Source organism: Streptomyces sp. NPDC001617, from assembly GCF_053596855.1.
Genome location: NZ_JBSFHA010000068.1, coordinates 37871 through 56338 on the forward strand (window position 1 = coordinate 37871; position 18468 = coordinate 56338).

Genomic DNA, 18468 nt, shown 5'->3' on the forward strand with positions numbered 1-18468 from the left:
TTGTCAGCAATTTTGTTCTCTTTTTAGGCCAGCTCGGCCAGGGGCAGCGTGTGCTGGGTCTGCAGGACCTTCGCGCGCAGGTAGCGGACGTTGTGGGCGGTGGTGAAGACGCCGGTCGGGACGCGGTCGTGGACCGTGATGCCGAGGTCGCGCAGCTGGCCGGCCTTGTCCGGGTTGTTGGACAGCAGGTCCAGCTCGTCGATGCCGAGGGCCCGCAGCATCTGGGCCGCCGCCGTGTAGTCGCGGTCGTCCTCGGGCAGTCCCAGGGCCGCGTTCGCCTCGTATGTGTCCAGCCCCTGGTCCTGGAGGGCGTAGGCGTCGAGCTTGTTGTAGAGGCCGATGCCGCGCCCCTCCTGGCGCAGATAGAGCAGAACTCCGCCACGCTCTGCTATCCGCTCCACCGCCTCGCGCAACTGCGGGCCGCAGTCGCAGCGTGCCGAGCCGAAGACGTCACCGGTCAGGCACTCGGAGTGCAGCCGCACCAGGGGGACCTGGCCGGGAGCCGGGTCGCCGAGCACGACGGCGACATGCTCCTGGCCGTCGGTCAGGCCGTGGAAGGTGACCAGTTCGGCGTCGACGCTGTAGCCGTCACCGAAGCGCAGGGGCACGCGGACGCGGGCGCGCGGGGTGGCGGCGGGGTAGTCGGGCATGCGGGTCTCCCGGGTCCGGGTGCGGAGTACTGTCGTGGGAGCTGCTTCAAATCTGAAGCAACCGGATCCACGGGTGAGACCCTACCCCATGCTTTAAATTTGAAGCAACAGAATTGAGGCGCGGCTCACTCGCCCCGGCTCACTCCGTCGACGAACAGGGGGAGGAGCGGCGACGCCAGGGGACCTCGTCCGCGGCGGCTCGCGCCCCGTCCTCCTCCAGCGACTTCGCGACCCCCGTGAAGATCTCCTCCACCTGCCTGACCTGCTCCTCGGTGAGGTGGTCGAAGAGATGGGTCCGTACGGTCTCGACGTGGCCCGGCGCCGTCCGCTCCAGCACCGCCATCCCCTTGTCCGTGAGGGCGGCGATACTTCCCCGCTTGTCCCACTGGCAGTTCTCGCGCCGGACCAGCCCGTCCTTCTCCAGCCGGGCCACGGCGTACGTCAGCCGGCTGCGGGTGATCTTCGTCCGCTCGGCGAGATCGGTCATCCGCAGCCGGTGCTCCGGCTCGTCGGAGAGGTTCGCCAGAATCGAGTAGTACAGATGGGTCATGCCGGCGTCCTGCTGGAGCTGCCGGTCGAGCGCGTCCTCCAGGAGGTGCGCCGCGGCGATGTACGCGCGCCAGGCGCGCTGCTCCTCAGGGGTGAGCCAGCGAGTCGTCATACGTCCAGTGTAGGTTTGTTTCAAACTTGAACCAAGAACCACGCCCCGTCCGCTTCCGAGAGCGAGCGCGTCCGATGCCGTACCCCTACGTCCTGCTGTCCGCTGCCGTCTCCCTGGACGGCTACCTCGACGACACCGGCCCCGAGCGCCTGCTGCTCTCCTCCCCGGCCGACTTCGACCGCGTCGACGAGGTACGGGCGTCCGTCGACGCGATCCTCGTCGGCGCCGGCACCATCCGCGCCGACAACCCGCGCCTCCTGGTCAACTCACCCGAGCGGCGCGCCGCCCGGGTGGCCGCGGGAAAACCCGAGTACCCCCTCAAGGTCACGGTCAGCGGCTCCGGCGACCTCGACCCGGAGGCGAAGTTCTGGCACACGGGCGGAGAGAAGATCGTCTGTACCACGGACAAGGGCGCCGAACGCGCCCGCGCACTCGGCCTCGCCGCCGACGTGGTCCCGCTCGGCCCCGATCTCGACTGGCGCCGCTTGCTGGAGCATCTGCACGAGGCCCGCGGCGTACAGCGGCTGATGGTCGAGGGCGGCGGCACCATCCACACCCAGCTCCTCCAGCAGGGCCTGGCCGACGAACTCCAGCTGGTCCTCGCTCCCCTCTTCGTGGGCGATCCGGAGGCACCTCGGCTGTTCGGGCCGGGCGGATACCAGGCCGGCCGGCTGCGCCTCCTGGAGACCCGGCGCATCGAGGACGTGGTCCTCATGCGCTACGAGCCGACGGCACCCGGCGCCGGCACGGTGACGTCCGCCGCCGACCGCCACTGGCTGCGGCTCGCCTGCGAGTTGGCGGCGCTGTGCCCGCCGTCCGAGACGGCGTTCAGCGTCGGGGCGGTGGTGGTGGCGGCCGACGGCACGGAGCTGGCGCGCGGACACTCCCGTGAGGCCGGCGATCCCACGGTCCACGCGGAGGAGGCCGCCCTGGCCAAGCTGGACCCGGCCGACGCGAGGCTGGCGACCGCGACGGTGTACAGCAGCCTGGAGCCCTGCGCACGACGGGCGTCCCGACCGAAGCCGTGCTCGCGGCTGATCCTGGAGGCGGGGGTGCGGCGGGTGGTGACGGCTTGGCGGGAGCCGGACACGTTCGTGGAAGAGGCCGACGGGAGTGGGCTGTTGGCCGCGGCGGGGGTCGATGTGGTGGTGCTGGGGGAGTACGAGGGGCCGGCGAAGGGGCCCAACGGGCATCTGTTGAGCTGAGTCCTGGGGTGCGGGCGGGCGGGGGCCGGCCGGCAGTTCCCCACGGCCCTTGCCGGCTGCCCCGCGACTGATATCGGCTGTACCGGCCCGGGGTTCGGCTGGGCCGGTTTGTCCGGCTCCGCAAGCCGTAGCCGGCGTCGGGGTTCAGCCGCCGACCCGCTCCACCGGAATCCACACCTCCGCGTCCGCGTGCGTACCGTCCTCGGACACCCGCGTGCGCGAGAGCGACGGACCCGGCCGGCTCCGGTACGGGTTCGACGGGAACCACTGGGTGTACACATCCCGCCAGAGGTACTGCACCGCCAGCGGAAACGCGCCCGAGGACTCGAACACCGCCCATGTCCCCGGCTCGACGTCCAGACTCTCCGAAGCCCCGGGCACCTCCACGTCGCTCACCACCCCGTGGAAGTAGTCGATTTCGGTGCCTTCCGCATCGTCCGCGGAGTGGTTGCTGACGGCGGCCACGACACCGCCGGGCTCCCCGGCCACACACTCCTGCCAACGCCCCAGCGTCTCCTTGCCGATGCTCTTGACGAACTCCACGATGGCCGGGTTCATCCCCTCGTAGACCAGCGGGACCTGTGTCCCCCTGCCCACGAGCCTGAACCCGTCCTTCTCCACTATCCGGTACCGCATGCTGCCGCTCCCTTCGACGATCAGCCGGAAGGACATCCGAGGCTGGGAGTGCAGCGCGGCGCCGGTCCGCCGCGCCTCACCGGGACCGACCCCGTGCACGGCGCGAAAGGCACGCGCGAACGCCTCGCCCGAGCTGTACCCGTAGCGCACCGCGACATCGAGCAGCGTCCGCTCCCCGGCGAGCACTTCGGCCCCGGCGAGCGTCAGCCGCCGGCGGCGGATGTACTCGGAGAGCGGGATGCCCGCCAGCGCGGAGAACATCCGCCGGAAGTGGTACTCCGACGTCATGGCGATACGGGCCAGCTCAGCCGCGTCGATGGGCTCATCGAGGTGCTCCTCGATGTGGTCCATGGCCTGATTCAGCCGCTCCAGCACTCCTGGCCGTCCTTCCTTCACTGATCTCCACGCTAGGGAAGCCCCACCGTGCCGGACCCGACATCCTGTGCCCGGTGCGGTCGGGTCGCCGGCGCCGCGCAGGGACCGCAGGCCGGCCCCGGCCCACGCCCCAGAACCGGCCGCGATAAACCGTGGTGCTGGGCGTCCCGCGGATGGCGTATGCTGGTGTCACAACGACGCGGGGTGGAGCAGCTCGGTAGCTCGCTGGGCTCATAACCCAGAGGTCGCAGGTTCAAATCCTGTCCCCGCTACTCAGGCTCAGGGCCGGAGTCCAGTACATGGACTCCGGCCCTGAGCGTTTTCCCGTTTCCCAGTTTCCCGGTTTCCCGCCATGGCCCTCCTGTCGTACGGCATCACCCGGGGTGATCGTTCGGCCGCCCTCCGCATAACAACTGACATACGGTCAATGGCTGTGAAGATCCTGAGGAGTGGCCAACTCGCCCGTTTTTCGCCGGTCATGAGTCCTACGTCCAGGCCAAGAACGTTAATGATCAAGCGGAACACCTTGGAATCCACACCCCGGGTCTATTAACGTTCGATAACGCAGCGCGGTCGTCCCAGCCGTCACAAGAGTCGGCTCCGTGCGCACGCGCCGAATCCCGCAAGGGAACCGGGGAACCACCACCCTGGGGTGAATCGCGCGGATGCCGTCGTGGGCCCACGACAGGTATACGCGCGTAGGAGACCTTCCTGCTCCGAACCCGTCAGCTAACCCGGTAGGCGAGAAGGAAGGAAAGGAGCACGCCCACGTGGCGTCCAACCCGCCTGCCCCGGCAGCCCCGTTCGTGCCGAGCACCGAGCCTTTCGGCTTTCCCGGACCCCGTACCGACGAGGGTCAGTGGGAGGAGTGGAATCCCACCGAGGATTCCCTACGGCCGGTACGTGGTAGGCACCGCGTCGCCAAGCAGCGCGGCGGCGGCGGGCTCGCCCGTAGCTCCACGGTTCTCGGCGTCGGTGTCATAGCCGCCGTCGGCGCGGGCGGCATGGCCAGCGCCAACACCGGCAAGCCGCCGGTCTCCATATCGATGCCCGATCTGGCCTCCGTGACCCATGTGTTCGGCGGGGACTCGGATGCCCCGAAGGGCTCCGCCACGGCGCTCAGCAGCGTCGGCGTGACCTCCGAGGACACCACGCAGGGTGCCAGGGACGCCGGCGAGGCGCTGCGCGACCGCATCATGGCGCAGGCCGAGTCGCAGCAGGTCCAGGTCGACAGCAAGGCCCAGTACGCCACCGAGACCGCCCTCGCCCGGCAGATCGACGACGCCGCCGCCAAGGCCGAGAAGGACGCGGCCGCCAAGGCCGAGGCCGCCAAGGAGAAGGCGGAGGCCGCCGCCAAGAAGGCGGACGAGGCCGCGCGCCTGGCCGAGCTGGCCAAGCAGTACAAGCTTCCGGTCGTGTCCTACACGATCACCGGCACCTTCGGGCAGGCCGGCTCGATGTGGTCCTCCGGGTATCACACCGGGCTCGACTTCGCGGCGCCCACGGGCACCCTCATCAAGGCCATCCACTCCGGCACCGTCACCGAGGCCGGCTGGGCCGGGTCGTACGGCTACCGCACGATCATCACCCTCGACGACGGCACCGAGCTGTGGTTCTGCCACCAGTCCTCGATCAGCGTCAGCGTCGGCCAGAAGGTCGCCACGGGTGACGTCATCGGGCGTATCGGCGCCACCGGCAACGTGACCGGCCCGCACCTTCACCTGGAGGTCCACCCGAACGGGCAGTCCACCGGCATCGACCCGATGACCTGGCTGCGCAGCAAGGGCCTCAACCCGTAGGACACGTCCCGTCGATTCTCCGGCGGCCCTGGCGACGACCCCCGACGTCAGGGCAGCCGGTTTCGGAGCGGAGCCCTCCGGTTGTTCACGGGAAATTCGCGGCCGTTCCGGAAGATCCGTATCCGGTGCGGGTGTTGACGTAGGACATGACTTCTCTTCGCAAGCTGGGCTCCTCCGACCTCGAGGTCTTTCCGCTCGCCCTGGGCGGCAACGTCTTCGGCTGGACCGCCGACGAGGCCACGTCCTTCGCCGTTCTCGACGCGTACGCGGCGGCGGGCGGCAACTTCGTGGACACCGCGGACTCGTACTCGCACTGGGTCGACGGCAACGCCGGTGGTGAGTCCGAGACGATCATCGGCAAGTGGGTCAGGTCCCGCGGCAACCGGTCCGACGTCGTCATCGCGACCAAGGTGAGCCAGCACCCCGATTTCCCGGGCCTGACCGCGGCCAACATCAAGGCCGCCGCCGACGCCTCCCTGCGCCGCCTCGACACCGACCACATCGACCTCTACTACACCCACTTCGACAAGATCGAGGTGCCGGTCGAGGAGATCATCGGGGCGCTCGACGAGCTGGTGAGGGCGGGCAAGGTGCGGCACATCGCCGCGTCCAACATCACGGCCGAGCGGCTCCAGGAGTCCCTGGACCTCTCCGACCGTGAGGGCCTCGCCCGGTACGTCGCCGTCCAGCCGCAGTACAACCTGGTCTCCCGGGACACCTACGAGGGCGGCCTCCAGGACCTCGCCTCCCGGCAGGGCCTCGCCGCCGTCCCGTACTTCGCCCTCGCCTCGGGCTTCCTCACCGGCAAGTACCGGCCCGGTGCGACGGTCGAGGGCGCGCGCGCCGCGGCGGGCGCCGGCAAGCACCTGGAGACCGAGCGCGGTCAGAAGGTCCTGGCGGCCCTGGACGAGATCGCCGAGGTACACGACGCCCCGGTCCCGACGGTCGCCCTGGCCTGGCTCGCGGCCCAGCCGACGGTGGTGTCCCCGATCGCCTCGGCCCGCACCCCGGAACAGCTGCCGGCCCTACTGGGAGTGGAAACCCTGACGCTCACGGACCAGGAGATCGCCCGCCTGACGGAGGCATCGGCCTGACCGGCCGACCCGGGACCTGACCGGTCGACGGGCCGGGTCTTGGTCGGTCGGTGGGTTGGGGCGTGCTCGGCTGGCGGCGGGTCTTGGCCGGTCGACGGGCTGGGACCTGACCGGTCGGTGGGTTGGGGCTTGGTCGGCTGGCGGCCGGGGCTTGGCCGGTGGGCGGGTTGGGGCGTGCTCGGCTGGCGGCGGGTCTTGGCCGGTCGACGGGCTGGGACCTGACCGGTCGGTGGGTTGGGGCTTGGTCGGCTGGCGGTCGGGTCTTGGCCGGTGGGCGGTTTGGGGCGTGCTCGGCTGGCGGCGGGTCTTGGTCGGTCGACGGGCTGGGACCTGACCGGTCGGTGGGTTGGGGCTTGGTCGGCTGGCGGTCGGGTCTTGGCCGGTGGGTGGGTTGGGGCTTGGTCGGCTGGCGGTCGGGTCTTGGCCGGTGGGTGGGTTGGGGCTTGGTCGGCTGGCGGTCGGGTCTTGGCCGGTCGATGGGCCGGGGCTTGCTCGAATCGGCGGGTCGGGGCGTGCTCGGCTGGCGGCGGGGAGCCAAACCGGTCGATGGGCCGGGGCTTGGTCGACTGGCGGCAGGGCTTGGCGGTGGGCGGGGCAGGGCTTGCTCGGCTGGTGGTCGGTCGGCGAGCCGGGGCTTGGTCGGGCGGCGGGCTTCGGCCCGGGTCGGCGGGGTTCGCGTCGGCCGATGACCGGTGGCGTCGGACTGACCGCCGGTGGCTGCCGCTTCGCGAGGCTCGGCCCGCTGCCCGTCTCTTCACTCTGCCGGTCTCGTTGTGTCGGCCCTTTCCCTCCGCCGCAACGGCGCTCAGCCACGACCGCGCGGACCGGCGGTGTCGCACCCTCCGCGGTCCTACGACTGATACGGGTTGTACGCCGGGTACGGGCCGTACGTGGGATTCGGCCCCGTCGGATACCCGTACGCCCCGTACACCGGCCAGGGCGGCGCGGCCACCGGTACCGGTGGTGCCGTGGCCCGCGCCGCGTAGTCCAGGGCCGGCCGGGCCACCTCCCGGCGGTGCCACAGCTCGGCCAGCAACTCCCGTTCCCGTACGACGAAGTCGGCGCCCGCCCGCCCACGGCGCCCCCGGTGCCGTAGAAAAGCCAGCGAGGTCGCGAAGGCCTCGTACTGCTGCACCGTCTGCGCGGCGGGCTTTCCGAGGTGACGGGCGGCGTAGTCGCGGGCCAGTCGGCGCGCCCGCATCGAGCCGAGGGCGTACGGCTCGGCGGGGGTCAGCCAGCCGGTGACGGCGTAGGCGGGAAGTTCCTCGCGGACGGTGCGCAGTTCGCGCTGGCGGGTCCAGATGACCAGCCAGGTCAGCAGGCCGAACGCGGGAACCATGAAGGCCGCGTAGACCGCGAAGAAGCCATACTCGCCGAAGGTCGAGGAGCCGTTCCACATCGCGTGCATGCCCATCGCGAGGAGCAGGCCGCACAGGGGGATCAGGACACGGCGGGTGTGCTGGCGGTCGGCCGCCGTTGCTGCGAGGCCGAAGCCTATGCCGGTCAGGACGGTGAACAGGGGGTGCGCGAAGGGGGACATGATGACGCGTACGAAGAAGGTCGCCGCGGTCACGGAGGCGATGCCCCGGTCGCCGGTGAGCTGGTCGGTGCCGAAGGCCGTGCCCAGGTAGAGGATGTTCTCGGTGAACGCGAAGCCGGTCGCGGTGACGCCGGCTATCACCACTCCGTCGACGATCCCGGTGAAGTCCCGTCTGCGGAAGAGGAAGACGAGCAGAACGGCGGCCGCTTTGGCCGACTCCTCGACTATGGGCGCTATGACGGTCGCGCCGAGGGTGTCCGCGCTGGACGGGTCGGCCGTCGCCGTGGCTATCCACTTCGTCGCGAAGCTGTTGGCCACGATCGCTATCAGTGCCGCCGCGCAGGCGCCCCAGGCGAAGGAGAAGAGGAGATTCCGCCAGGGGCCGGGGGCCACCCGGTCCAGCCAGCGGAAGGCGGCTATGAGGAGCGGGACGGGGAGTACGGCGAGGCCGAGACCGACCAGGAAGCCCTCGGTGCCGGTCTGTTCGCGCACCAGGGCCAGGATGACGAGCCCGGAGAGCGCGAGCAGGGTGACGAGCGCGCCGTAGCGCACCCATCCGCGCTGCCACCAGTGCGCGTGCCCGAGCGCGGCCGGAGGTCCGCCCGCGTGCGGCGGCTGCGTCGGGTACGGAGGGAAGGTGGCCACGGCATTGACCCTAGGTGGGGGGTTGGTTGTGGTGCTGTACGCGACGGAAGAGCAGGTCGTTCACGACATGTCCCTTGTCCAGTCCCTGGCCCTCGAAACGGGTCAGCGGCCGGAACTCGGGACGGGGCGAGAAACCGCCCCCGGGCTGTGTGTTCTCGAACGCCGGATGCGCGGTGAGCACCTCCAGCATCTGCTGCGCGTACGGCTCCCAGTCGGTCGCGCAGTGCACGATCCCACCGGGCCTGATGCGGGTCGCGGCGAGGTCGAGGAACTCGGGCTGGATCAGCCGCCGCTTGTGGTGCCGTTTCTTGGGCCAGGGGTCGGGGAAGTAGACGCGCAGTCCGTCGAGCGCGTCCGGGGCGAGCATCTCGCGCAGCAGGATGATCGCGTCCCCGTTGCCGACGCGGACGTTGGACAGTCCGTCGTGGTCGGCGAGGTTGAGCAGGTTGCCCTGTCCCGGGGTGTGCACGTCCACGGCGAGGATGTTGGTCTCCGGGTCGGCGCCGGCCATCTGGGCCGTCGCCTCGCCCATCCCGAAGCCGATCTCCAGCACGACGGGGTTGTCGTTGCCGAACAGCTCGGCCAGGTCGATGGCGTGCTGCCCGTCGATGTCCAGCCCCCACTTGGGCCACAGTCGCTGCAGCGCGTCCGCCTGTCCGGCGGTCACCCTGCTGCGGCGCGGCTGGAAACTCCTGATCCGCCGCTCGAAGTGCGAACCGGCCGGGTCCGCCTTGGGCCCGTCGGGAAAGCGGGGCTCGCCCTTGGCCCTGGTGTGTCGTACGGAGACGCCGGGGGCATGCGAGAGGTGCTCGCCGGTCTCGCCGGAGGCGGGTTCGGCGGGCCGGCGGGCTTCGGGGGAGTTGAGGGAGTCAGACACAGTGCGGTCGATTTTACGGCGGCTGCGACATGGTCAGCCTCATAGGGAGCCCAGCATCGCCAGCGCCCTGCGCGCGACCTCTCTCCCGATCGGCAGGGAGGCCGTGGCCGCGGGCGACGGTGCGTTCAGTACATGCACCGCCCGCGCCCCCTCCTTGATCAGGAAGTCGTCCACCAGCGCCCCGTCCCGCAGCACGGCCTGCGCCCGCACCCCGGCGGCCGTCGGCACCAGGTCCTCCGCCTCGACGGGGGGCAGCAGCCTGCGCACCGCCTCGACGAACGCGCCCTTCGACACCGACCGCCGCAGCTCCCCCGCGCCGTACCGCCAGTGCCGCCGGGCCATTCGCCAGGCCCCGGGCCACGCCAGCGTCACCGCGACCTCCCGCGGCCGGACGACGTCCCAGCCGTACCCCTCGCGGGCCAGCGCCGGCACCGCGTTCGGCCCGATGTGGACGCCCCCGTCGATCCCGCGCGTGAGATGCACCCCGAGGAATGGGAACGCCGGATCCGGCACCGGATACACCAGCCCCCGCACCAGGTCGGGCCGCGCGAGCTCGTAGTACTCACCCCGGAAGGGCACGATCCGCATCCCGGGCTCGTCGCCCGTCAGCCGCGCGATCCGGTCGCAGTGGAGCCCGGCACAGTTCACCAGCACGCGCGCGCGTACGACGTCACCGGCGGCGGTCCGGACGGCGACCCCGAGCTCCGGCCGCCGGTCGACCTGGACGACGTCCGCCCCGTAGCGGATCTCCGCCCCCGACGCCTCCGCCAGCTGCCGGGCGACTCCCACGAAGTCGCAGATCCCGGTCGTGCCGACGTGTATGGCGGCGAGACCGCGCACCTCCGGCTCGTACTCCTGGATCTGGGATCCGCCCAGTTCCCGCACCGGAATCCCGTTCTCCCGGCCGCGCTGCACCAGTGCGTGCAGCCGGGGCAGCTCCTCCCGGTCGGTGGCGACGATCAGCTTGCCGGTGACGGCGTGCGCGATGCCGTACTCCGCGCAGAACTTGACCATCTCGGCGGCGCCCCGCACGGCATACCGCGCCTTGAGCGACCCCGGCCGGTAGTAGATCCCGCTGTGGATGACCCCGCTGTTCCGCCCCGTCTGATGCCGGGCCGGCCCCGCCTCCTTCTCCAGCACGGTGACCCGGGTGCCGGGCGCGGCGCGCGTGATCGCATACGCGGTGGACAGCCCGACGATCCCCCCACCGATCACGAGCACGTCACAGTCATAAGCGATCTCGCGTGGCACCGGCACCACCTCCCACCTCGATAGTGCACTGCGCCACTGACATCCACTTCAAACGCTGGATGCGGATACGCCGGCAGGGAGCGCGGGGAACTGCGAGCAACCCACGACGGAGCCGCACTCGCCACGAGACACCAACCCGGCAGACGACTAGGCGCCGCTCACGCCGGCGCCATCAACAACGGCCGCGCCCTCTCCCGCAGCTCCACCACCCGCGGCTCGTCCCCATACGGCTCCAGCCGATGCAGAAGATCCTTCACATACTCGGTGGTGCGCGCGGAGGAGATGCGCCCCGCGACCTCCACCGCCCGCACGCCCTGCTCGCACGCCGCATCGAGGTTGCCCGACTCCAGCTCGGCGACCGCCGAGACGACGAGCCGCAGCCCGTGCGAGCGCACGAACTCCTCCGTCGGCTTCGACAGCGCCTGCTCCGTGAAGCGGCGCACCTGGCGTGGTGCCTTCAGGTCGCGGTAGCACTCGGCCGCGTCCGCGGCGAACCGGTCGTAGGAGTAGAAGCCGAGCCAGGACGGGTCGTTGTCGCCCTCCCGGGACCGCTCCAGCCAGCCCTCGGCCGCCTTCAGTGCCGCCCCCGCCGCGACAGCGTCCCCCGCACGCGCGTGTGCCCGCGCCTCGACGAGCCGGAAGAAGCTCATGGTGCGGGCGGTCGCCAGGCCGCGGTTGCGCTCCAGCGCGGCCTGCGCGAGGTCGACGCCCTCGTCGCCGAAGCCCCGGTAGGTCGCCTGGAGGGACATGGAGGCCAGTACGTACCCCCCGAGGGGCACGTCGGCCGCCGCGCGCGCGAGCCGCAGCGCCTGGATGTAGTACCGCTGCGCGGCCTCCTGCTGCCCGGTGTCGAAGGCCATCCAGCCGGCGAGGCGGGTGAGCTCGGCGGACGCCCCGAACAGCGCTCTGCCCACCTCGTCCGAGTACGAGCCGAGCAGCAGCGGTGCCGCCTCCACCCGTAAGCACTCGGGCACCATGGACGAACGCCAGTCGCCGCCTCCGTACTTGGAGTCCCAGCGCCTGGCGTCCTCGGCGGCCTCCCGCAACTTCTGCACATCGCTGTGGCCGACTTTGAGCGGTGCGCCCGAGTCCTCGGCCGAGTTCGCCTCGCGCGCCACCGAGCTGTCGGCCGGTGTTATCAGCCACCGTGAGGCGGGCGTTGCGTACGCGCTTACTGCGAACGATCCGGCCAGTGACTGCCAGATGCCGCCGGAACCGGCCCGGCGACCGGCGAGGTCGAGACGGTAGAGCTCCGTGGCCGACCTCACCGCCTGTCCTACGTCCCTGGGGAAGGCGAGGCCCACTTCGGGTGCGGGATCCGCGTCCGCCAGGCCGATCTCGTGGAGCGGCACCGGGCGGCCGAGTTTCTGGCCGATCGCGGCGGCGATGAGGTGGGGCGCGGCGCCCTGCGGCACCATGCCCTTCGACACCCAGCGCGCGACCGAGGTCTTGTCATAGCGAAGTGTCAGTCCTCGCTGGGCGCCAAGGTCGTTGACGCGTCGGGCGAGGCCTGCGTTGCTGATTCCCGCGAGGGCGAGAACGGCGCCGAGTTTTTCGTTCGGCCCGCGTTGCTCCCTGGACATTGCGCCACCCCTCGACACAGACGGCTGCCGCGTTGGCATAACCACGCGGCATTCGTAAACCCAGCGTAGTTCGCCGCATCCCAAGCGTTAAGAGGCATTGTTCCGGATGGCGGGATTGTGGTCCGTACTGAAGTGCGGGTCCGATACGCGCAGTTGCGTCGTGCTCCCGCTGTGTGGCCGTGCGCCCGTCCGTGCGCTCTTCTCCGGCCACCGCGGGAGCGATTCCATGGGCCGTGCGTGGGTCGGCCCGCTGTACTGGATCCAGTGGGCTGGGGGACACCGCCACCTCCATCCCCGCGGGTGGCGGAACGGTCCGGGAGGCGAACTCCGTCTCCCGGGCTGCGCACCCGACTCGGTGGTGCGCAGAGCCTGTACGGAGCGTGTCCACACCTGTCCCCGCCTCGCCAATTTGGCCGAAAATCGCCCCCGCATTCGCAGGGCGATTACCGCTCCCACCACGGAACTTGAGGGCGCGAAGGGCGTTCTCGGGGCGCGTAGTGGGGGCGCATTCACGTCGCAGAACCCTTGTCCTGTACGGGTGTTCGGGCCCTCGGGGTATCCCCGCACGGGTGAGCGCTCCGGCGCGCCACAGGGATCGTATGCGGCTCCTCCGCACCTCCACGCGCGCGTTCTTCGTGGCAGCATGGTGAACCGGTTCGTACGGTGCACTGGTTGTCCACAGCCTGTGGAGGCGTCGATGCGGTGGTTGGTGGGTTGGAGCAGCACCGCACCGGTGACCGCCGGCATCGGTTCCGCGGGCGCCACCGGGAGCGACGGGGAGACGGTGCACCCGGTGGGTTCCCAACTCCTGTGGGGCGACCCCGATCCGCTGTGGGCGGTCGGCGACTGGCGCCCCGACGAGGTGCGGGTGATCAAGGCGGACGCCCAGAACCGGATCGCGGTCCTGGGCACCTGCGGCGCCTCCGACGAGGAGCTGCGGGTCGGTCTGTTCGCCGCGCGCGGGGGCGCGCTTCGGCATCTGACGGCCTGGTCGGGCAGTTACACGGCCGTGGTCCAGGTGGGCCGCCGGGTCACCGTCTGCGGCGATCTGGCGGGCGCGCGCCCGGTGTTCTACACCCCCTGGGCCGGCGGCACGGCCTATGCGACCGCCGCCCTCCCGCTCGCCGACCTGATCGAGGCCAACCTCGATTTCGGCCATCTCGCCGCTCTCCTCGCCGCTCCGGACGTCCCGGCCGCGCTGCACGACTCCACTCCGTACGACGGCGTACGGCGCATTCCGCCGGGGCATGCACTGATCCTGCGCGCCGGAGCGCGCGAGATCGCCGGCTACGAGCCGGTCGCCTCCCTCGCCGTGGCGGCGCCCTCGGCCGACCCGGACAGCGCGGTGGACGCGGTGCGGGACGCGCTGGTGGAGGCGGTGCGCGCGCGTCTGTCGGCGCCGAGACACGTCCCGGGCGCGGACATAGACCCCGGCCCGGTACCGGGCATGGGGCCCGCCGAACGCCGCGCCGCGCGCGGGATGCCGGTCGCGGGCATCGGCGCCGACCTCTCCGGCGGCCCGGCGTCGGGCACGCTGGCTTTGCTGGCCGCCGGCCTGCCGGGCATGCCGGGAACGGTCCTCGGACACGGCACGGGCGCCGGCGAACGCCTGCTGGCGGTCACCTTCAACGACCTGGCGGTCGGCGGGCGCGAGGCCGAACTGGAGCGCGCGGGCACCCTCGCCGCCAACCCCCGCCTGCACCACGTGGTCGTCACCGGAGGCGAGGAGTCCCTCCCGTACGCCGACCTCGACGGCCCCCTGACGGACGAACCGGCCCAGTCCCTGGTCACGGCCGCCCGGCACCGGGCCCGCCTGGCCTCCGGCAGCGCGGACCACTTCACCGGCTACGGCGCCCGCCAGGTCCTGGACGCGCACCCGGCCCGCCTGGCCGACCTCCTGATGGACCGCAAACGCCGCCACCTGGTACGCCCCGTCGCCGCCCTGGCGAAGGCGGACGGTTCGGTGCTGGTCCCCGCGCGCGTGTACGGCGCGGCACGGCGGCTGGCCCGCACGCCGTATTCGGCGGGCCTGGAGCTGCTGGCCGAACGCCTCCTGGAGCGCCGTTTCGACGAACCCGGAGGCGCGGTGGGCGCCTCCCTGGCCGCCCTCACCTGGGCCAGACCGGGCCCGGCGGCACGCTGGCTGACGGGTGAGGCGCTGGCTGAAGTATCGGTTCGCCTACAGACGTCCACGAGCCGCGCGGGCGTCGGCCCCGGCCTGCGCCCCGGCGACCACCGCGCGCGTGCGGCGCTCGCCCGCCAGGCCGCCGACCTCCGCGTCCTGGAACAGGCCGCCGAGATCCGCTCCCAGCGCCTGCACGCCCCCTTCCTCGACAACCAGGTGGTCCGCGCCTGCCGCGCCCTCCCCGAGGCCCTGCGGGTCCAGCCGGGCGCCCGCGCGGCCATCCTCCGTACGGTCCTGGAGGGCGCCGGCGTCCGCGATCTCCCGCCGGGCTGGGGCGCCCCCTCCCACGCCTCGGCGGCCGTCGCGGCCCGCACGGGCATCCGGGTCGCCGCGGACTCCCTGATGGCCCTCTTCGGCACCCCCCTCCTGGCGGAGGCGGGCCTGGTGGAGGCCCGAGTGGTCCGCAAGGCCCTCCGCGCGGCGGCCCAGGGCGAGCCCCTGCCCCTGGACGGCCTGGCCGACCTGGTCTCCCTGGAAATCTGGCTCGGCCGCCTGCTGGCCCGCCGAGGCACCTGCTGGACAGGCACCCCGGCGCGCCAGCGTGCGGTACCGGCGGGGATCACGCCCAAGCGGGGGGCGCTGGCGTCGGGCGGTGGAGCGGGCGTCGTCTAGGGCCTGGGCGGATACGCCGGTAAAGGGCGCGGGGCCGTATCGATGTGTGCCTCCGCCGCGTGGGCGCGACCAGCCCCCATCGACCCGCGCCGGACCACTCGGCGGGACTCAGTCTGCGGTCGCCGCCCGGATCTGGACGCCTTGGACTGATGGTGGGCGCCGTGCGCGCCCTGGTCCATGACCGCGGCCGCATGGGGGTTGAGCTCCACGCAGGCCACCAGGGGCTGATGGCCGGTGCGGGCGTCGTCGGTGACCAGCGCGGCGGCGCGACGCACCCAACACCGTGCCCCACTCCGGACCCCCCGGCGACAATGACCCGGTGCAGTACAGAATCCTGGGCGTCACCGAGGCGGCGGACGATCGCGGCATTCCCCTGCCCGTACCGGGCAGCCGCCTTCGCACACTGCTCGCCGCCCTCGCGCTGCGCCCCGGCCGGGTCGCGCCCCTCGACGCGCTGATCGACGAGGTGTGGACGGACGCTCCTCCGCAGGATGCCCCCGCCGCCCTCCAGGCCCTGATCGGCCGCCTGCGCCGCGCGCTCGGCAAGGACGCCGTCACCTCCGCCCCCGGCGGCTACCGCCTGGAGGCGACCGAGGACGACGTGGACCTGTACGTCTTCGAGCACCTGGTCCACCAGGGCACGGCAGCCCTGGCCCGGGGCGACGCCGCGCGGGCCGCCCATGTCCTGGACGAGGCCCTGGCCCTGTGGCGCGGCCCCGCGCTGGCCGACCTCCCCGACCGCACCGCCGCGGCGACCCGCCCGAACGCCCTCCACCTGGAAGCGACCCGCGCCCGCATCGACGCGGACCTGCGTCTGGGCCGGGCCGACATCGCCGTACCGCATCTGAAAGAACTGACCGCGGCACACCCGTACGACGAACCCCTCCACGCCCTCCTCATCCGCGCCCTACGGGACACGGGCCGCACCGCCGACGCCCTGGCCGCCTACGAGTCCACCCGCCGCTCCCTCGCCGACTCGCTGGGCACGGACCCGGGCCCCCAACTCCGCGCCCTGCACACCGAACTCCTCGCCGAGCCGCAACCGCAGTCGACGCCGCTCCCGCAGTCCGCCTCGGGGCCGCACGCTCACCCGGCCCCCGCCCCACCACCGTCCCGCACCGGCAACCTCCGTCCCCGCCTCACCTCTTTCGTGGGCCGGGAACCAGAACTCGACGCCATCCGTTCCGAATTGCACAGGGCACGACTGGTCACCCTCACCGGACCGGGCGGCTCCGGGAAGACCCGTCTCGCCGAGGAGGCCGCCGGCGGCATCCCGCAGGCGTGGCTGGTCGAGCTGGCGCCGCTCGACCGGCCGGAGGCGGTACCGGGCGCGGTGGTCAGCGCGCTCGGTCTACGCGAGACCGTGCTGATGACCACCGAGCTGACGGCCCCGCAGGACGACCCCGTCGCCCTGCTCGTCGAGTACTGCGCCCCGCGCAGCCAACTCCTGATCCTTGACAACTGCGAACATGTCATCGACGCGGCGGCCGCCCTCGCCGAAACACTGCTCACCCACTGCCCCGGCCTCACGATCCTCGCCACCAGCCGTGAACCCCTGGGCGTCCCGGGCGAGTCCGTGCGCCCGGTCGAACCCCTCGTCCCCGACCAGGCCCACCGCCTCTTCGAGGAGCGCGCCTCCGCCGTCCGCCCCGACGCGGACACCGTGCTGCGCGACCGGGCGGCGGTCGAGGAGATCTGCCGCCGCCTGGACGGCCTGCCGCTCGCCATCGAGCTGGCCGCGGCCCGGCTACGGCTGCTCACACCCCGCCAGATCGCCGACCGCCTCGACGACCGCTTCCGCCTCCTCACCTCCGGCAGCCGTACGGTCCTGCCCCGCCAGCAGACCCTGCGCGCGGTCGTCGACTGGTCCTGGGACCTGCTCGACGAGCGGGAGCGCACGGTCCTGCGCGAGGTCTCCGTCTTCGCCGGCGGCTGGGACCTCGCCGCGGCGGAGGCCGTGTGCACCGGCCCCGCGGCCGACCTCATCGGGGCGCTCGTCGACAAGTCCCTGCTGGTGGCCGCTCCGTACGAGTCCCCGTACGACGTGGGCGGCCCTTCCAGCATGCGCTACCGCATGCTGGAGACCATCCACGAGTACGCCGTCGAGCGCGCCGCCGAGGTCCCCGGGCAGCGCGTCGAGGCCGAGCGCCGGCACCGCGCCTGGGCGGGCGCGCTGGTGACGGAGGCCGAACCCCGCCTGCGCTCGGCCGGCCAACTCCCGTGGATCACCCGCCTGGAGACCGAGCTGGACAACATCCGCGCGGCCCTCCACCGCGCCCTCGCCTCCGGCGCCGAGGAGGAAGCGGGCACCCTGGCCCTGTCCATGGGCTGGTTCTGGTGGCTGCGCAACTACCGCCAGGAGGGCGTGAGCTGGACCGACCGCATCCTGCGCCTGGGCGCGGTCCTGGACAACACGGGCGCGCCGCACACGGACGGCGGGCCGCCCGCCCACAGCGTGCCGCACGCCGACGGCCCGCCCTTCCCCGACGATTCCGTGACCGAGCCGCCTGCTTCCGCCTCCTCGCCCGCCGTCGTCCCTTCCCCTTCGCCCGGGCCCCCTCCGCAGCCCTCCCTCTCGGCCGCCCTCGACCGCACCGACCCGGTCGACGCCTACCTCGCCGCCCCCGACGCCGAGGCGCGCCACCCCCTCCACACGCACCGGATGAACCTCCGGATGCTGCACCTCTTCCTCAGGTCCGACGTCGAGCCGATGGACGGCGTCCTGGACGAGCGGCTGCGTGAGTACGCCACCAGGGTGCGGGAGTTCTACGAGCCGGGCGGTCCGGAGGCGGCCAGGTTCCCCGGCATCGTGTGGCCGTTCGCCGCCTCCATCCTGAGCGGCCCGGCGGACGTCCGTGCCGTCATGGACGTCGCGGTCGCCCACTGCCGCGCGTACGGCGACGACTGGGCGATCGGCGTGACCCTGATGTTCCGTACGCACATGGTCGTCGACTCGCCGGGCGGTATGACGGGCGTCGACGAGGACCTCGCCGAGCTGAGGGTGCTCAGCCGGCGGGTGGGCGACCGCTGGATGCGGGCCCAGGTGTGCAGCGCGGCCGGCGAGGCGGATATGGTCCGCGGCCGGCACGAGGAGGCCAGGGGTGAGTACGAGGAGGCGCTGCGGCTGGCCCACGAGGTGGGGGCGTACGCGGAGACACCGTTCCTGATGGCCCGGCTCGCGGAGCTCGCCTACCGCGCGGGCGACCGTACGGCCGCGCTGGCCGCACTGGACGAGGCGTCGGCCACGGCGGACCGTTACGCACGGAGCCGGGGCGGCCGCCGGTGATCGCCAGCTGGGCGGAGTCGAGATACCCGATGAACAGCTCGGTGTGGGCGGGCATCGCGTCCGGGAAGA

General features: G+C 72.2%; 12 protein-coding genes, 1 tRNA gene and 1 riboswitch. Of the genes, 6 read left to right on the forward strand and 7 right to left on the reverse strand.

All coding sequences use genetic code 11. From position 1 onward, the window contains the following. Positions 1 to 23 precede the first annotated feature (23 nt). Positions 24 to 650, reverse strand: coding sequence for a GTP cyclohydrolase II (locus ACWC09_RS37650; protein ID WP_450855533.1), 627 nt, complete (start codon positions 648 to 650; stop codon positions 24 to 26). A 139-nt stretch (positions 651 to 789) separates the two neighbouring features. Then, positions 790 to 1311 carry a MarR family winged helix-turn-helix transcriptional regulator gene (locus ACWC09_RS37655; protein WP_450855534.1) on the reverse strand — a complete coding sequence of 174 codons (522 nt, stop codon included), beginning with the start codon at positions 1309 to 1311 and terminating at the stop codon, positions 790 to 792. A gap of 74 nt (positions 1312 to 1385) precedes the next feature. Between ACWC09_RS37655 and ACWC09_RS37660 the strand changes: the two genes are divergently transcribed. Then, positions 1386 to 2516 (forward strand): dihydrofolate reductase family protein, encoded by a 1131-nt coding sequence (locus ACWC09_RS37660; protein ID WP_450855535.1) that lies wholly within the window; start codon positions 1386 to 1388, stop codon positions 2514 to 2516. A gap of 144 nt (positions 2517 to 2660) precedes the next feature. On the opposite strand, the gene ACWC09_RS37665 is transcribed toward ACWC09_RS37660, so the two are convergent. Next, positions 2661 to 3527 (reverse strand): helix-turn-helix domain-containing protein, encoded by an 867-nt coding sequence (locus ACWC09_RS37665; protein ID WP_450855536.1) that lies wholly within the window; start codon positions 3525 to 3527, stop codon positions 2661 to 2663. A gap of 198 nt (positions 3528 to 3725) precedes the next feature. On the opposite strand from ACWC09_RS37665, the gene ACWC09_RS37670 reads away from it, so the two are divergent. The 3 genes from ACWC09_RS37670 to ACWC09_RS37680 all read left to right on the forward strand — a co-directional run bounded on the left by ACWC09_RS37670 (position 3726) and on the right by ACWC09_RS37680 (position 6420). Then, a tRNA-Met gene (locus ACWC09_RS37670) sits at positions 3726 to 3799 on the forward strand. Positions 3800 to 4128: 329 nt separating this feature from the next. Further along, positions 4129 to 4285, forward strand: a riboswitch (cyclic di-AMP (ydaO/yuaA leader). A 12-nt stretch (positions 4286 to 4297) separates the two neighbouring features. Continuing rightward, positions 4298 to 5326: a M23 family metallopeptidase gene (locus tag ACWC09_RS37675; protein ID WP_450855537.1), complete on the forward strand. Its 1029-nt coding sequence runs from the start codon at positions 4298 to 4300 to the stop codon at positions 5324 to 5326. 146 nt (positions 5327 to 5472) lie between these two features. Continuing rightward, complete coding sequence (locus ACWC09_RS37680; RefSeq protein WP_450855538.1) at positions 5473 to 6420, forward strand: aldo/keto reductase; 948 nt, start codon at positions 5473 to 5475, stop codon at positions 6418 to 6420. An 850-nt stretch (positions 6421 to 7270) separates the two neighbouring features. Here the strand turns inward: ACWC09_RS37680 and ACWC09_RS37685 are convergent. From ACWC09_RS37685 to ACWC09_RS37700, 4 genes are all read right to left on the reverse strand, one after another. Beyond that, positions 7271 to 8605 carry a PrsW family intramembrane metalloprotease gene (locus tag ACWC09_RS37685; protein ID WP_450855539.1) on the reverse strand — a complete coding sequence of 445 codons (1335 nt, stop codon included), beginning with the start codon at positions 8603 to 8605 and terminating at the stop codon, positions 7271 to 7273. A 10-nt stretch (positions 8606 to 8615) separates the two neighbouring features. After that, positions 8616 to 9482 carry a tRNA (guanosine(46)-N7)-methyltransferase TrmB gene (gene trmB / locus ACWC09_RS37690; protein WP_450855540.1) on the reverse strand — a complete coding sequence of 289 codons (867 nt, stop codon included), beginning with the start codon at positions 9480 to 9482 and terminating at the stop codon, positions 8616 to 8618. 39 nt (positions 9483 to 9521) lie between these two features. Beyond that, complete coding sequence (gene lhgO, locus ACWC09_RS37695; RefSeq protein ID WP_450855541.1) at positions 9522 to 10733, reverse strand: L-2-hydroxyglutarate oxidase; 1212 nt, start codon at positions 10731 to 10733, stop codon at positions 9522 to 9524. A 158-nt stretch (positions 10734 to 10891) separates the two neighbouring features. After that, positions 10892 to 12316: an MFS transporter gene (locus tag ACWC09_RS37700; protein WP_450855542.1), complete on the reverse strand. Its 1425-nt coding sequence runs from the start codon at positions 12314 to 12316 to the stop codon at positions 10892 to 10894. A gap of 697 nt (positions 12317 to 13013) precedes the next feature. Between ACWC09_RS37700 and ACWC09_RS37705 the strand changes: the two genes are divergently transcribed. After that, entirely contained in the window at positions 13014 to 15113 is a 2100-nt protein-coding gene (locus tag ACWC09_RS37705; protein ID WP_450855543.1) for an asparagine synthase-related protein, read from the forward strand. 319 nt (positions 15114 to 15432) lie between these two features. Beyond that, positions 15433 to 18399, forward strand: coding sequence for a BTAD domain-containing putative transcriptional regulator (locus ACWC09_RS37710; protein ID WP_450855544.1), 2967 nt, complete (start codon positions 15433 to 15435; stop codon positions 18397 to 18399). Positions 18400 to 18468: the final 69 nt, after the last annotated feature.

Coding starts and splice junctions, on each gene's coding strand:
- ACWC09_RS37660 (WP_450855535.1), top strand. CDS start 1,386: ATGCCGTACCCCTACGTCCTGCTGTCCGCTGCCGTCTCCCTGGACGGC.
- ACWC09_RS37650 (WP_450855533.1), bottom strand. CDS start 650: ATGCCCGACTACCCCGCCGCCACCCCGCGCGCCCGCGTCCGCGTGCCC.
- ACWC09_RS37705 (WP_450855543.1), top strand. CDS start 13,014: ATGCGGTGGTTGGTGGGTTGGAGCAGCACCGCACCGGTGACCGCCGGC.
- ACWC09_RS37700 (WP_450855542.1), bottom strand. CDS start 12,316: ATGTCCAGGGAGCAACGCGGGCCGAACGAAAAACTCGGCGCCGTTCTC.
- ACWC09_RS37680 (WP_450855538.1), top strand. CDS start 5,473: ATGACTTCTCTTCGCAAGCTGGGCTCCTCCGACCTCGAGGTCTTTCCG.
- ACWC09_RS37655 (WP_450855534.1), bottom strand. CDS start 1,311: ATGACGACTCGCTGGCTCACCCCTGAGGAGCAGCGCGCCTGGCGCGCG.